Source organism: Acinetobacter sp. YH16056_T, from assembly GCF_024605895.1.
Taxonomy (GTDB): Bacteria; Pseudomonadota; Gammaproteobacteria; order Pseudomonadales; family Moraxellaceae; genus Acinetobacter; species Acinetobacter amyesii.
The window spans coordinates 2,292,079-2,306,619 of the sequence record NZ_CP094545.1 but is presented as its reverse complement, the minus strand read 5'-3'; the positions used below and the strand labels follow the sequence as shown (position 1 = coordinate 2,306,619).

The 14,541-nt window shown below is 41.5% G+C and carries 10 protein-coding genes and 2 pseudogenes; 7 read left to right on the top strand and 5 right to left on the bottom strand.

Annotated elements, in window-relative coordinates; translation table 11 throughout:
- Positions 1–166: 166 nt before the first annotated feature.
- Complete coding sequence (locus MST17_RS11405; protein ID WP_168378310.1) at positions 167–541, bottom strand: diacylglycerol kinase; 375 nt, start codon at positions 539–541, stop codon at positions 167–169.
- A 261-nt stretch (positions 542–802) separates the two neighbouring features.
- On the opposite strand from MST17_RS11405, the pseudogene MST17_RS11400 reads away from it, so the two are divergent.
- Both MST17_RS11400 and MST17_RS11395 read left to right on the top strand, forming a co-directional pair.
- A pseudogene (locus tag MST17_RS11400) lies at positions 803–1,645 on the top strand (MBL fold metallo-hydrolase); the annotation flags it as partial.
- Positions 1,646–1,783: 138 nt separating this feature from the next.
- Positions 1,784–1,921: pseudogene (locus MST17_RS11395) on the top strand (hypothetical protein); the annotation flags it as partial.
- Between the two features lie 272 nt (positions 1,922–2,193).
- Here the strand turns inward: MST17_RS11395 and MST17_RS11385 are convergent.
- Entirely contained in the window at positions 2,194–3,381 is a 1,188-nt protein-coding gene (locus MST17_RS11385) for a glycerophosphodiester phosphodiesterase (protein WP_180026670.1), read from the bottom strand.
- Between the two features lie 276 nt (positions 3,382–3,657).
- Here MST17_RS11385 and MST17_RS11380 point away from each other — a divergent pair, with 276 nt between their 5' ends.
- From MST17_RS11380 to MST17_RS11370, 3 genes are all read left to right on the top strand, one after another.
- Positions 3,658–6,759 carry a multidrug efflux RND transporter permease subunit gene (locus tag MST17_RS11380; protein WP_180026671.1) on the top strand — a complete coding sequence of 1,034 codons (3,102 nt, stop codon included), beginning with the start codon at positions 3,658–3,660 and terminating at the stop codon, positions 6,757–6,759.
- Between the two features lie 232 nt (positions 6,760–6,991).
- A complete protein-coding gene (gene mgtE, locus MST17_RS11375; protein ID WP_180026672.1) occupies positions 6,992–8,335 on the top strand; it encodes a magnesium transporter in 1,344 nt (447 codons plus the stop codon).
- An 80-nt stretch (positions 8,336–8,415) separates the two neighbouring features.
- Positions 8,416–9,006 carry a DUF4112 domain-containing protein gene (locus MST17_RS11370; protein ID WP_180026673.1) on the top strand — a complete coding sequence of 197 codons (591 nt, stop codon included), beginning with the start codon at positions 8,416–8,418 and terminating at the stop codon, positions 9,004–9,006.
- A gap of 148 nt (positions 9,007–9,154) precedes the next feature.
- Here the strand turns inward: MST17_RS11370 and htpX are convergent, their stop codons facing one another.
- Positions 9,155–10,060 carry a protease HtpX gene (gene htpX, locus MST17_RS11365; RefSeq protein ID WP_078190437.1) on the bottom strand — a complete coding sequence of 302 codons (906 nt, stop codon included), beginning with the start codon at positions 10,058–10,060 and terminating at the stop codon, positions 9,155–9,157.
- Between the two features lie 133 nt (positions 10,061–10,193).
- Positions 10,194–11,057 carry a lytic transglycosylase domain-containing protein gene (locus MST17_RS11360; protein ID WP_180020710.1) on the bottom strand — a complete coding sequence of 288 codons (864 nt, stop codon included), beginning with the start codon at positions 11,055–11,057 and terminating at the stop codon, positions 10,194–10,196.
- Positions 11,058–11,557: 500 nt separating this feature from the next.
- Here MST17_RS11360 and ttcA point away from each other — a divergent pair, with 500 nt between their 5' ends.
- A complete protein-coding gene (ttcA, locus tag MST17_RS11355; protein WP_168378304.1) occupies positions 11,558–12,487 on the top strand; it encodes a tRNA 2-thiocytidine(32) synthetase TtcA in 930 nt (309 codons plus the stop codon).
- A 222-nt stretch (positions 12,488–12,709) separates the two neighbouring features.
- Entirely contained in the window at positions 12,710–13,093 is a 384-nt protein-coding gene (locus MST17_RS11350) for an SCP2 sterol-binding domain-containing protein (RefSeq protein ID WP_078190434.1), read from the top strand.
- Positions 13,094–13,169: 76 nt separating this feature from the next.
- Here the strand turns inward: MST17_RS11350 and MST17_RS11345 are convergent, their stop codons facing one another.
- On the bottom strand, positions 13,170–14,282 hold the full coding sequence (locus MST17_RS11345) for a transglycosylase SLT domain-containing protein (protein WP_180026674.1): 1,113 nt from the start codon (positions 14,280–14,282) through the stop codon (positions 13,170–13,172).
- Between the last annotated feature and the right edge of the window lie 259 nt (positions 14,283–14,541).

Genomic DNA, 14,541 nt, shown 5'->3' with positions numbered 1-14,541 from the left:
CCCCTCTAATCTTGTTTAAGCCAATGATTTCATAGTTTGAATTTTTGGCTTATTTCGATGGATCAGTAGATGTGCATAGGGACGCGTAAATTTTACTTAAAAAACAGAAATAAGGAATTAAAAAAAGCAGGGCATAACCCTGCAAATAGAGTGAGACAGCCTTTATTTAAGGCAAAAGGATAATAAACCAAGTAAAAAAGATAATTGCTAAAGCAACGAATTGAGCGGCACTCCCCATATCTTTTGCAATTTTAGAAAGTGGATGCTTGTCTAAAGATACGCGGTCGACAACGGCTTCAATGGCAGAATTGAATAACTCAACTATCAAGGCAAATAAGCACACCACTACCATAAGGGCATGTTCAGCACGACTCACATCGAGAAAATAACTGGTAGGAATAAGCACAATATTCATCCAGACAATTTGTCGAAATGCAGCTTCATTTTGATAAGCAGCTTTGAATCCGTCGAGGGAATATTGCGTTGCATTTAAAATTCGTTTAAATCCAGATTTGCCTTTAAACGGGGAAATTTCACTCATAGCACTGTACAGACGTATAGATTTAAAAACTGGCGAAAATATAGCATGCCAAGCTTAAAGTTTTCTTGCATTCAGTTTTTATTTTATTGGGCCTAAAAATTTAAGGGGATTTACATAAGCCTGTATCAAGTTAGTGCTATGTTTATTCATTATTAGACTTAAAATCTGCCTGAATTTCAGGCACAATACAGGCGTTTAAATTTTTTAATTTTGAAGCCTTTGCTTCATTGCATGAAATAATAAAAGTGATATAGGTCAACAATGAAATACTTTAGTTTTGCTGTGCTTGCAGCAACACTTTTAACCAGCCAGGTTGTCAGTGCAGAGCCGGCAGTTATTCAAACGGAAATCAAAACGAATGTGACTCAGCCCATGGGATTTTATCCTTTCCAAGTGGGTGCGTATAAAGTCATTGCTTTAAAAGATGGGACACTCGAATTAAGTCCTGATTTATTTAAACAAAATTTAACACCAGAAGAAGTTCGCGCTTTATTCCAAAAGCTTGCTGTTGATCAGAGCAAAGGTATACAAACCAGTGTCAATGCCTACCTGATTGATGATGGACAAGGCGGTATCAGTCTTGTTGATAGTGGTGCAGCCAGTTGTTTTGGACCGAACTTAGGTTCTATTGCACAAAATATTGAAGCAGCTGGCTATAAGCTTAATCGTGTACGCAGTGTTTTCTTAACTCATTTACATCCTGATCATGCATGTGGCATTGCGAAACAAGGTAAGGCTGTGTTTCCAAATGCAACGGTCTACGTCAATGAACAAGAAAGTCAGTATTGGTTAAGTGAAAGCACCGTCAACACTTTAGCTACCGAAAAACGTGAAGGTTATTTAGCGACCGTTGTGAAAATTAAAGCTGCGATTGCGCCATATCAAACCATGCGGAGTTTTAAGACCTTTAGCGTTGGTTCGGTGATTAATGGTTTAGAGGTTTTACCGAGTGTTGGACATACACCGGGGCATTATTCTTTTATCTTAAAATCACAAGCTAAAAGTTTTGCTATCCTCGGCGATGTGGTTCATTCCTATCATTTACAGTTTGAACAACCAAAGTTATCTGTCGATTTTGATGTCGATCCGGTCAAAGCCAGTGAAACTCGTTTAGCAATTTTTAAACGTTTTGCTCAAGAGCAAACCTTCGTTGCATTTGCACATTTACCATTTCCGGGTATTGGTAAAATTAGTGAAATGAATGATGGTCAGTTCCGTTGGAACCCGCTAAATTTAGCTCCGACAGCTCCGACAGCTCCGACAGCTCCGACAGCTCCGACAGCTCCGACAGCTCCGACAGCTCCGACAGCTCCGACAGCTCCGACAGCTCCGACAGCTCCGACAGCTCCGACAGCTCCGACAGCTCCGACAGCTCCGACAGCTCCGACAGCTCCGACAGCTCCGACAGCTCCGACAGCTCCGACAGCTCCGACAGCTCCGACAGCTCCGACAGCTCCGACAGCTCCGACAGCTCCGACAGCTCCGACAGCTCCGACAGCTCCGACAGCTCCGACGGCTCCGACAGCTCCGACAGCTCCAGCACCTCAGCCAGTGGCAACGCAGTCAGCCGCAGAATATTTGGCAAACCCGCTTTAAGGTTTCCATTGAACAATAAAAAAGACGCCTCGGCGTCTTTTTTCATTTTAGGAAAATTAGGGCTTTTGCAGTTGCGTTAAGGTTTTACGTGCCAGTCCTGGATCATCGGCAAATACACCATCTACACCAGCTTTATAGAAGTTTTCAAATTCTTTAGCCGCACCTGTATCACAACGTTCGGTCGCCACTGAGTTACATTTTAAATAGTCAGGTAAAAAACCATTTTCAGGTCTGAGTGTATAAGGATGGACTTTCAAACCAGCAGCATGGGCATCTTTGACAAAACTGGTTTGTTTAAATTCAGTGTTTGAAAAAATATAGGTTTTACTTGGACCTACACCATCTGCATATTTTGCCACTGATTTTAGGCCATCTGCAGTGGCTAAACTTGCATAATTTTGAGGTGAGTTTTGTTGCTGTAAGTCACCCGGTATGGCAGTTGGGCTATCTAATAATTGAATAATTTTGCCATGTTTGAGGGTTTTCTTTTGCGTGAGTTGATCACGTAAGTATTTAAGATTGGTGGTTTCAAAGGACTGTAAATATACAGGCGCGATATCACGTGTATAACTGTATTTGGCAAGCGTTGTGAGTAAACGATCTTCCATGGCTAGATTTTGCTGTTGGAAAAATGTGGGATGCTTGGTTTCAATATATAAACCAACAATTTTTCCAGTTTTTTTATAATGAGCTTCGGCAAGTTCAATGATTTGTTCGAGCGTTGGGATGCTGTATTGATCATTATATTGAGTGTTATTAGGGCGATATTGAGCAATACGCTCACGTGCTTTTACATTTTGAGTCAGTTCATTCAAATTAAAGTCTTCCGTAAACCATCCTGTATAGTCGATACCATCGATTTTTTTGGTGGTTTTTCGATCCGCAAATTGTGACAGCGTACTAATATTGGTTGTCCCTGAAATTTCACTTTCATGGCGCGCAACCAGATAGCCATCCTTGGTTGGCACTAAATCGGGTTCGATAAAATCCGCACCATCATCAATCGCTTTTTGATATGCGGCAAGGGTATGCTCGGGTCGCAAAGCACTGGCACCACGATGCCCAACAATGACAAAACCTGTATCAGGCAAAATAGGGGGCTTGGTGACATGGGTTTTATCGTCATCCGAATTACATGCAGATAAACCAAAAACGCTAAAAAGGAGCAGTGAAGACACGCCCCATGAGGATTTCACTTTGCTTGTTATGGCTAGATTTAACTGTTTTGTTAATTGTTTTTGCATGGCTGCCTCGGCATCTTTTTATTTAAATGAATGAAGTTGCAGGCATACATTGCAGGGCAGTGGCTAAGACTTCATGACAGAGGCGGTTTTGTCACATAAATTTACTAAAATAGCTGAAGTGGAGGCTCTCCATATTTTCTACATATTTCGCTTCAAGCAAGGTTTTTATGTAGTCTAGGCTTGTAATCAAGCACATTGTGATTGATTATCAATAAGATTTTTTGAAAAAATCAATCAACATATTTTATTTCATTAATTGAAAAGTGACATGGACTGATGCTGTCTAAGTTTTTTATTTATCGACCGATTTTTGCAGGTGTCTTGGCGATCATCGTCATGGCGCTCGGGCTATTTGCTGTGCTCAATTTACCGGTAGAGCGCTATCCAGATATTGCGCCACCACGAATTACGGTCAGCGCAAGTTATAGCGGTGCGTCAGCAGAAACAGTTGAGGAAAGTGTCACACAAGTTCTTGAACAACAAATTAAAGGAATTGATCACCTTTTATATTTTAGTTCAAGCAGCGACTCTTCAGGTCGAAGCCGGATCAGCATCAGTTTTGAAAATGGCACTGACCCAGATACCGCTCAAGTACAAGTACAAAATGCCATAAATGGAGTAATCAATCGGCTGCCTGAAGATGTGCAGCGCCAAGGGGTAAATGTCTATAAATCTTTGGGTGATACCCATATGGTTATCGGCCTCTATGATGAGACTGGCAAGAGTTCGAATATCGAACTTGGTGACTATATGATGACTCATCTAGAGCAGGACATTGCTCGAATTGAGGGTATCGGTGAAGTCGATGTTTTTGGTTCGCAATTTGCCATGCGCATTTGGCTCAACCCACTGAAGTTAAAGCAATATAGCCTTATGCCCAGTGATATCCGTGCGGCTGTTGAATCACAAAATACGCAGGTTGCAGCCGGAGCCGTAGGTGAATTGCCGAGTGTATCGGATCAATATCTCAATGCAAAAGTCACTTCAGGTTCACGTTTAAAGTCAGTTGAAGAATTTGAAAATATTATTGTCAAATCTGCACGAAACGGCAGTTTTGTCTATTTAAAAGACGTTGCACGTGTTGAATTGGGTGCGGAAAATTATTCAGGGGTTAATACCATTAACGGGTATCCATCTTCAGGGATGGGGATCTCATTGGCTTCTGGGGCAAATGCACTTGAAACCTCAGCCTTAATTAAGCAAGAAATTGAACAGTTAGCGAAGCAATTACCTGCCGGTTATAAAATCGTTTATCCACGGGATAACACGCCATTTGTACAAGAATCGATTAAAGAAGTGGTGAAAACGTTATTCGAAGCCGTTTTACTGGTGGTTTTGGTGATGTTTATCTTCTTACAAAATTGGCGAGCAACGCTGATACCTGCGATTACGGTGCCTGTGGTGATTCTTGGGACTTTAGCGATTTTATATGCTTTGGGCATGACCATTAATACGCTCACATTGTTTGCATTGGTACTGGCCATCGGTCTGTTGGTCGATGATGCGATTGTTGTGGTGGAAAACGTCGAACGTTTAATGCATGAACAACAGTTAACAGCAAAACAAGCGGCCATCGAGTCGATGCATGAAATTAGCGGGGCATTAATCGGGATTACTTTGGTATTGACCGCTGTATTTATTCCCATGGCGTTCTTTGGTGGCTCAACGGGCGTGATCTATAGACAATTTTCCATCACACTCGTGGCTGCAATGGGCTTGTCACTGATGGTTGCGCTGATTTTAACCCCTGCATTATGTGCCTTAATTTTAAAACCCAATCCGAAACCACAGCGCTGGGCGATTTGGTTTAACACCAAATTAGAGACTTTAAAAACCAAATATCTAGCACTTGCACAAGCCACGGTTCGTTATCGCTTATGGACGGTGGTTTTGTTTGCGGGGCTCATTACGGTATTTGCTTTGTTTTATCGTGCTTTGCCGACCAGTTTTATTCCTAGTGAAGACCAGGGCATTTTGAGTGTGCAACTTAAATTACAAGAAGGTGCACCGATGTCGAAAAGTCGTGAGATCGGTGAACAAATTCGGCAGTACTTTTTGACTGAAGAAAAGCAAAATATTGATTTGGTGATGATTCGTTATGGACGAAATTTTTCTGGTACGGGTCAAAACTTAGGGCAAGGCTTTATTGCACTGAAGCATTGGGATGAACGTTCAGGACAATACAATTCAGCGCAAGCGATTCGTGAACGTGCTATGAAACATTTTAAAAAGTTCAACAATGCACAAATCAATGTCAGCATGCCGTCTTCAGTCAGCGGTCTTGGACAAACCGATGGTCTGGAGTTTTGGCTGCGAGATATGAATGGTGAGGGTCGTGCTTATCTCGATGAGCAATTTAAAAGCCTGCAAGAGAAATCCGCACAATTCAGTAGTTTCGAAAATTTAGACAAACGCTCTAACCCAGACAAAGCTGAACTGAAAGTTGATATTGATCAAAAACAAGCGATGGCTATGGGTTTAACGCAAAATGCGATTAATAGCACCATGAGTAGTGCATGGGGCGGGAGTTATATTAACGATTTCATTGACCGTGGACGTATTAAACGCGTCATGATGCAGGCAGATGCCGAATTCCGTTCTAAACCAGAAGATTTGGCTTATTGGCATGTACGTAATGACCAAAATGAAATGATTCCATTTAGTAATTTTTCAACCATTGGCTGGAGTGGCGGCCCTGAAGTCGTCAATCGCTTTATGGGATACACCGCATTACAAATGGAAGCGGATACAGCCAAAAATGTCTCAAGTGGCCAAGCCATGCAGGATGTTAAAGCTTTAGTCGATCAGGTGCCTGGCGTGGATGTGGCATGGAGTGGTTTATCTTTTGAAGAGCAAAAATCAAGTCATCAAGCGATTTGGCTATATTTGGTCTCGATTGGATTTATTTTCCTCTGTCTTGCCGCCCTATATGAAAGTTGGAGCATTCCGACCGCAGTCATGAGTGCGATTCCACTCGGGATAGGCGGTAATATTTTGTTTAGCTACATGACCGGTTTTCCAAATGACATCTATTTCCAAATTGCCTTGCTGACGACCATCGGTCTGTCCTGTAAAAATGCGATCTTGCTTGTAGAGTTTGCAGCGATGGCACAAGAAAAAGGCAAACATGTAATCGAGGCTGCAATGGAAGGCGCAGCACTACGTTTACGTCCTATTTTGATGACCTCTTTGGCTTTTGGTGCAGGGGTGGTTCCTTTAGTTCTTGCTTTTGGCGCAGGTGCAGCCAGTCGTCAAGAGATTGGGGTAAGCGTACTCGGTGGGGTAATATTCGGTACGGTCTTGGTGCTGATTTTTATTCCGTTTATGTATGTGATGGTCCGCTCTATTTTTAAAATCAAACCGGTGTCTGAAACTTAGAAATAATTCACGCACAGTGTATAGCTCTAGTAAAAGCCACCGTGAAAGCTTGAGTACATCGCGGTGGCTTTTTATGTCGCCAAATTTATGTCACCAAACTTTCGACAGGGAATGTTCACAGAGAATTTTCGCAAACAACGTTCACCGAGAACATATTGAAGAGATTTGAAACTCTTTAGTTTATCCTTCAAAATGTGCTCTACATAGAAAGATTAAAATAAGAGTGAGTTGAATGGCGGATTTAATACAAAGACAGCGTGAAATTTCCGCTTTGCTGCAACAACAAAATTATGCAGCAGCAGTTTTCGCTTTACAGCCTCTGAACTACGCTGATCAGGCTCGTTTAATTCAGCAATTTCCAATCGAAGATCAAATCGAGTTACTTTCAGGTTTAGACCATCAAGGCTTGGTATTTGAGTTTTTCCCTTTTGAGTCACAGCGACAGCTGATTTCACGTTATCCACTGCGTCTACAAATTGAACTATTTGATGATATGCATTCTGATGATGCAACGGACTTATATAAAAGTTTAACTGATGCAGAACAAGATCGGATTTATCAACAACTTGATCAAGATACCCAAGAGCATCTAAAGGCGTTATCTGCATATGCAGAAGAGTCTGCAGGTGCAATCATGAGTTCAGACTATGTCAGTATGCCTGCTGACTTTACCATGCAACAAGCTATAGAGGCCTTACGCCATGAACCGCATGACCGTGAAACCCTGTATTTAATTTATGTCACCAATGATCAGTCTCAATTAGAAGGGGTGATTTCACTGCGGCAAATTTTGCAGGCCGATCGTGATGCACGGATTCAACAGGTGATGACCAAAGATGTGGTGACCGGCTGGATAGATGAAGATCAAGAAAGCATTGCGCGAAAATTGGCAGAATATGATTTTATGGCCTTGCCGATTGTGGATCATGCCCAGCGTTTGATGGGGATTGTCACCTATGATGATGCGATGGATGTGGTACAGGCTGAAACCACTGAAGACTTTTTAAAAGCCAGTGCGGTGAGTACCGAACCAGGTATGAGCATTAATAAAGCACCGATTTTAAAGTTGTATCAAAAGCGGGTGTTCTGGTTGGTGACATTGGTCTTTGGCAGCTTATTGTCCGGATTAGGCATTTCATATTATGAAGACATCATTGCCGCACATATCGTCTTGGTTTTTTTCTTACCCTTATTGGTCGGAAGTGGAGGCAATGCAGGTTCACAGTCTGCAACCTTAATGGTGCGAGCGCTTGCCACTGGGGATGTAAAAATTCGTGATTGGTTTTATTTATTGGGTCGGGAGACGCTCGTCGCGCTTTGCCTCGGTGGAACCATGGCCATTGCTGTATCAATTCTAGGCTACTATCGTGGTGATGCAACCGTCGCCTTGGTCTTGGCTTTAAGTATGATGGGTATCGTATTGCTCGGTTGTTTAATTGGCATGAGTTTGCCCTTTGTACTCAACAAGTTAAAGCTCGATCCTGCAAGTGCTTCTGCACCTTTGGTGACTTCGATTTGTGATGCGACCGGCGTGGTGGTGTATTTGATGATTGCTTCACAATTGCTCAATTTATAGAGATTAGCATTTTGCTACAGATAGAAGACTTCTAATATGTTTTAATCTCAGTGATTTACACGGTTTTTATTGGATAAAACATGACTGAACCATTAAAACAAAAAATGTCAAAGCAAGAAGTCATTCGCCTTGAACGCGATCTCGCCAAGTTTGCCAATATGATGGACTCTGTGGTTCGGATTCCATTTACCCGACAAGGGGTAGGTGCAGATGCAGCGTTGAGTACCATTCCGGTCGCTGGTGATATTGCAGGATTCGTCTTGACCTGCTATGCCGTCTATAAGGCCAAACAGATTGGCGTACCACAAGCCAAATTAAATGGTGTGATGAAACTCGCGGTTATGGATGCTGTCGTGGGGTTTATTCCTGTCGCGGGGACGATCTTCGATGTGTTTATTCGTCCGAGCCGTAAAGCTTTAGATGTCGTACACACGCATATACGTGAAGAATATCAAATCAGTACAGATCAACATGTGGTACATCCGTTTTTACATGAAAAATTAGAAGAGAAACAACAGCAATCGGCTTTTTGGCGTAACCCTGTGATTGCATGGTTATGGATCCATATCCCAGATATACTCGGGATGATTTTCTTATTGGTGTTTATCTTTGCAATTTACATGGGCGGTTCATTGCTTTGGCAATGGTTAAAGGCCAATGGGGTATTGTAGATAGGACAGATTTGTGGCTTGAGTGCTAGCAATGAAAGGCTGTTCAACTGAAAAGTGATTGATAAAACAGTAAACGCTCTGAGAAAAAATTAGACTCAAAAAAAGCCTCCATAGGGAGGCTTTTTTACGACTTACATCAGATGCTGAATTATGGGCAATCTAATTGTTGTAAAGCCGCAACACGTTGTTCAATCGTTGGGTGTGTTTGGAACAATGCAGCTAAGCTGAAACCTTGTTCTTGACCCGCAGAAATAGCAAAGGCTTTCATTTCTTTTGGCATTTGATCTGGCATTTCAGATTCTGCTTGTAAACGTAATAGGGCAGAAATCATCGCTTGTTTACCTGCTAGACGCGCACCAGCTTCATCGGCACGGTATTCACGGTAGCGAGAAAACCACATCACAATAGCAGACGCTGCGATACCAAAGACAATATCTAATACAATCGTAATGACGAAGTATGCGATACCCGGTGCTTCACCATCTTCACGACCGAAGACATTACGGTCGATAAAGTCACCTGCTACACGTGCAAAGAACATGACAAAGGCGTTGACTACACCTTGCACCAAAGCAAGGGTCACCATGTCACCATTGGCTACGTGACCAATTTCGTGAGCGAGTACGGCACGGAGTTCATCTTTGTTCATACGCTCCAGTAGACCGGTAGAAACCGCCACTAAAGCATCATTTTTGTTCCAGCCTGTTGCAAAGGCATTTGACTGGTACGATGGGAAAATACCCACTTCTGGCATTTTGATACCAGAACGTTGTGCTAGTTGCGCAACTTCGTTGAGTAACCATGCTTCAGCTTGGCTACGTGGTGCATTAGGGTCAATCAGCTCTGTACCCGTGGTTTTTTTCGCCATCCATTTTGACATGAATAGTGAGATCATCGAACCCACCATACCGAACACAAAACAGATAACGAGCAAGTTGCCTAAGTTTAAGCCGCCTGCACCGTGGTAACTACCGACACCGAAGAGTGACAAGATTATGCCAGCTACAACCAGTACCGCGAGGTTGGTCAGCAAGAACAAACCAATCCGCATCATTGGGTAAATCCTCTTATTATAGAAAAATGATCTGATTTACAAATAAAAATCATTAAACTCAATATGAGGTGAAAGTCTTAAAATTTCAAGGAAAAATTAGTAAAACAGATGCAATTTTACAAAATCAGTGATTTTATTCATTGAGATAAATGCGCGCTGAGGCAGAAGCATTTGCTGTCGCAAATGAACCTGAAGGTGCATCGGTAAAACTACCATTGTCCGTTTGAATAATTTGACGTGCCGGTGACTTGGCAACAGCAGGGGCAGCAGCATGATAATTGTCCGAACTGGCAATAATCCGACCACTATTAGAAGTGCTATTTGAACTGCTCGAACCCGAGACACTTAAACTACCAGCATATAGGTTGCTGTAGCGGCTAGTGACACGGCGGACATAGTCTTGAGTTTCACGAAAAGGTGGGATGCCACCATATTTTGCGACATTGCCTTCACCTGCGTTATAACCAGCTAAGGCAAGTGAGGTGTTGCCATTAAAACGTTTCAGCAGCCAAGATAAATAGCGCGCACCAGCCATAATGTTCTGATGTGGATCATAGGCATTTGATACATTGAAGCGACGTGCAGTAGCAGGCATGAGTTGCATTAAACCTTGCGCACCGACAGGCGAGCGTGCATTGGTGTTAAAACCAGATTCGGTATGCATCACCGCTTTGATCAGACCTTCGGAAACACCATGTTGGGCCGCGGCTTGTTTAATAATATTGTCAAAGGCATTTTTATTACGGCTATAGCTTGGCAACACAGACGCTTCATTTGAGCCCCAGTTACTATAACTATGGATATTACTGTCCGGATAGTAGGTTTTTTTCTCGACTTTCAGATTGCTATAGCGGCCTTGTTTATTGGTTAGTAGCGTTGTGCCGTTACTTTCACGTAATTGATAGATCGTTTGGCCGGCAAAAATGCTCGGTGCAGCTAAACTGATAGCCACACTTCCACTTAATAACAGCCCCAAAGTCCAAGTATTGTTTTTCATTTTATTGTGAAGAAAAAAATTCTGTCCCCAAACAGTTAAAATAGAGTTTATCAAAAAAAAATCAGATGAAAAGGCTTCGAGGGCTGATTTCTTCTTTACTTTGTAAAAATCAAGTCATTTTGATGATTCAATAATCAAAAAAAATATTTATTTTTTTTTAATGAGCATAACTTGACACATCTAAAGCATTGATAAGTAAGGGATAATAAATTGATCAAAAAATGATCAATTTAAATAGAAGCCTTAAAATAAGGGCAGCTCACCTTGTCAAGTCATTTAAAATCCACAAAGTTATCCACAGCTTTTGTGGACAACTGTGGAAAAGTCCAAAAGATAAGCGTTTCGCCTAAAAAATGAACTCGACCGTATAAAATAATGCGCTGAGGATGACGTGATCATGACAGTATTTTTACTTTTTTCGGAAATTACATTCTTTTGATGCGAGAAGTCTGCGAATCGGATAAAATTGCGCGGTATTTTTTTTTAGGTTTAACTCGTCTATGTTCTCGCCAGTTGAGTCCGAACAAGGATTTAATTTCAAACCAGAACTACCAACTAGCTCTGCGTATTATCGTTTATTGAAAAAGCTACGCCGTCAGGTCGGTCATGCCATTCGTGATTTTAAAATGATCGAAGAGGGCGACAAGGTGATGGTCTGTATTTCAGGCGGTAAAGACAGTTATACCTTGCTCGACATTTTGTTGCAGTTTAAGCGTATTGCACCGATTAATTTTGATGTGGTTGCGGTCAACCTTGACCAAAAACAACCGGGTTTCCCTGAAGAAGTATTGCCACGTTATTTAGAAGAAAACAAAATTCCGTATTACATCTTAGAAAAAGATACCTACAGCATTACTAAACGTTTAACCCCAGAAGGTAAAACGTATTGTGCAGTATGCTCACGTTTACGTCGTGGTTCGTTATACGGCTTTGCTCAAGAAATTGGGGCGACGAAAGTGGCTTTAGGTCATCATCGTGATGATATTTTGGCGACGTTCTTCTTGAACTTGTTCCATGGCGGTAGCTTAAAAGCCATGCCACCGAAATTATTGTCTTCTGATAAAAAGAACATTTTGATTCGTCCACTGGCTTATGTGGAAGAAAAAGACATTATCAAGTATGCAGAAATGCGTAAGTTCCCAATTATCCCATGTAACTTGTGTGGTTCACAGGAAAACTTACAACGTGCGATGCTAAATGACATGCTGCGTACTTGGGATAAAGAATTTCCAAAACGTTTACACAGTATTTTTGGCGCATTGCAAAATGTATCGCCTTCACAACTGGCAGACCGTGAGTTATTCGACTTTGAAGCCTTGGATGAACAACGCGAATTTGACTTCAAAAATAGCGAAAGTTGTTCAACTGAAGAAGGTGAGCCTGAAAGCAAACGCATTAATATGGTGAACTTAGGGTTTATGGCAGATTAAGCCGAAAACTTCATCACACAAAAGGCATTCTACGGAATGCCTTTTTTATGCTTATGATTTTTCTCATTTTGTTGTTAAACAGTTAAATATTGAACGGTGCGTACAAAAAACTTTAGCCTTTTCGCAAATGATCATGCTATAACAAGCCTCAAGCAAAATATGCTTGCACTGATGTTGTCCGGAACGGCAACACACACGAACAAAATAAATTGAGGAAAGATCATGCCTGCTTTTTTAACTGATGATTGGTTTTCAACTGTAGAAACTCTGACAGCTCAAGCTGGTGATTTAAACTTACCACCTGCATTGGCTAATCTTGCAATTAACCTTGTAGTTGCTGACGCTGCAGGCAATACTGAATTGTCATTAGACGGTGGTGCAATTAAAAAAGGTTTATCTTCAAACGCGAAAACAACGTTGAACATGGATGCTGAAACGTTACGTAAAGTATTCCTTGAGTTTGATATGGCTGCAGCGATGCAAGCGTTTATGACGGGCAAAATTAAAGTACAAGGTGATATGTCACAATTGATGGCATTGCAAACTGCAAAACCAAGTACTGAACAAAAAGATTTATTCAAAAAAGTACTTGAGCAAACTGCTTAAGTCCAAAACGAAAAAAGCTTACCCGAAGGTAAGCTTTTTTTTGTGCGCTCACATGTAAATGTTAGATGGACACATATTAGATATTCACCAGTTGTGGTGTGGTTTTAATATGTTCCAAATAAGCACGAATACGCGTGACATATTGCACGGCTTGACGATAACGACCATTGCTGGCTTTGTTACGGTCAAGATAAGCATATAAGTTCACCCACTTATTCGGGTTTTTACCCTGAGATTTAATGCGCTTTTGAATCTGACTTACAGCACCAGGACCCATGTTATAAGCCACTAAGGCATACCAATTACGATCTGGGTAGGGAATGTTGCTATAACGGTTTAACATTTGGTCATAGTACTTTGCACCACCTTGAATGCTTTGAGTCGCATCTGTACGGTTGCTCACACCCATGGCTTTTGCTGTACTGTTGGTCAGCATCATAATGCCACGAACACCCGTTGGGGATACCGAGTCAGGTTTGAGGTAAGACTCTTGATAACCAATTGCTGCCAATAAATGCCAGTCTAGGTCGTATTGCTTGGCCGTGTTTTTAAAACTTGCCTTATAGATCGGCATACGTTTACTTAAATCACGTTGAATCACATTCCAAGAATCTTGTTTGACCACATTATGGTTGTAGAATGATGCCAACTGTCCAATTGCGCCATTTTGTTTGGCACGGCAAATAAAGCCACTCGCGGTTTGGCTGAGTGGATCGTCTGCATTTTTAAATACCCAGTTTAAGTTGCTGTTTAAACCATTCTTTTTCAAAGAAACGGTATCACCACAACTGGCTGAAAATGACGTCAAATGCTTGGCTTCAATGGTACTCATTTCGGCAGTGGTCATAGCAAAATTGGCTTGACCTTTGGCAACCATTTTTAAAGCAGTGGCATTGTCATTCACTGTTTTAAAATCTAATTGGACATTTAAACTTTCTGCATAGTTACGTGCAAGGTCGTAACCAAAACCATGTCGATGTTTACCATCCTGAAAAACAATGTCAGGATTGGCAACGGCAACAACAGTGAGTTTATTACTGTTGACGACAGCATCATATTGATGAGCTGTTTTGCTGGCATTAATACTGTGAAAAGGAATTAAGACAGTACTAAGTGCAAGCGCTTTAAATGGGAGAGAGTTAAAAGAGTTAAGGCAAAGCCTCGACCCAGAAGTTGAACTACTGTGCATGTTGTCTCCGCTACAAGTAATTTATGCCCTAAAAAGCAAAGGCAAACACGCCTCAGACTTTTTCAAGTTTGATAAATTCAATAAGGGTTGGGCAGTCATGACGTCATTCAAAAATGACTAGGGGTTTTCGGGAAATATGTAGAAAATCTACACTGGATAAAAATTAAACAAGCCTGAAAGATGTGCGCATAATAATAAGCAAAAAAATACTTGTCAAATTTTGTACGAAAAAATATTAAAATATGTAACATAAATAATT

Excerpts from the sequence above, each read along its gene's own strand:
- MST17_RS11385 (WP_180026670.1), bottom strand. The coding sequence starts at position 3,381 with ATGCAAAAACAATTAACAAAACAGTTAAATCTAGCCATAACAAGCAAA.
- ttcA (WP_168378304.1), top strand. The coding sequence starts at position 11,558 with ATGTTCTCGCCAGTTGAGTCCGAACAAGGATTTAATTTCAAACCAGAA.
- MST17_RS11345 (WP_180026674.1), bottom strand. The coding sequence starts at position 14,282 with ATGCACAGTAGTTCAACTTCTGGGTCGAGGCTTTGCCTTAACTCTTTT.
- mgtE (WP_180026672.1), top strand. The coding sequence starts at position 6,992 with ATGGCGGATTTAATACAAAGACAGCGTGAAATTTCCGCTTTGCTGCAA.
- MST17_RS11380 (WP_180026671.1), top strand. The coding sequence starts at position 3,658 with ATGCTGTCTAAGTTTTTTATTTATCGACCGATTTTTGCAGGTGTCTTG.
- MST17_RS11370 (WP_180026673.1), top strand. The coding sequence starts at position 8,416 with ATGACTGAACCATTAAAACAAAAAATGTCAAAGCAAGAAGTCATTCGC.
- htpX (WP_078190437.1), bottom strand. The coding sequence starts at position 10,060 with ATGATGCGGATTGGTTTGTTCTTGCTGACCAACCTCGCGGTACTGGTT.
- MST17_RS11405 (WP_168378310.1), bottom strand. The coding sequence starts at position 541 with ATGAGTGAAATTTCCCCGTTTAAAGGCAAATCTGGATTTAAACGAATT.
- MST17_RS11360 (WP_180020710.1), bottom strand. The coding sequence starts at position 11,057 with ATGAAAAACAATACTTGGACTTTGGGGCTGTTATTAAGTGGAAGTGTG.
- MST17_RS11350 (WP_078190434.1), top strand. The coding sequence starts at position 12,710 with ATGCCTGCTTTTTTAACTGATGATTGGTTTTCAACTGTAGAAACTCTG.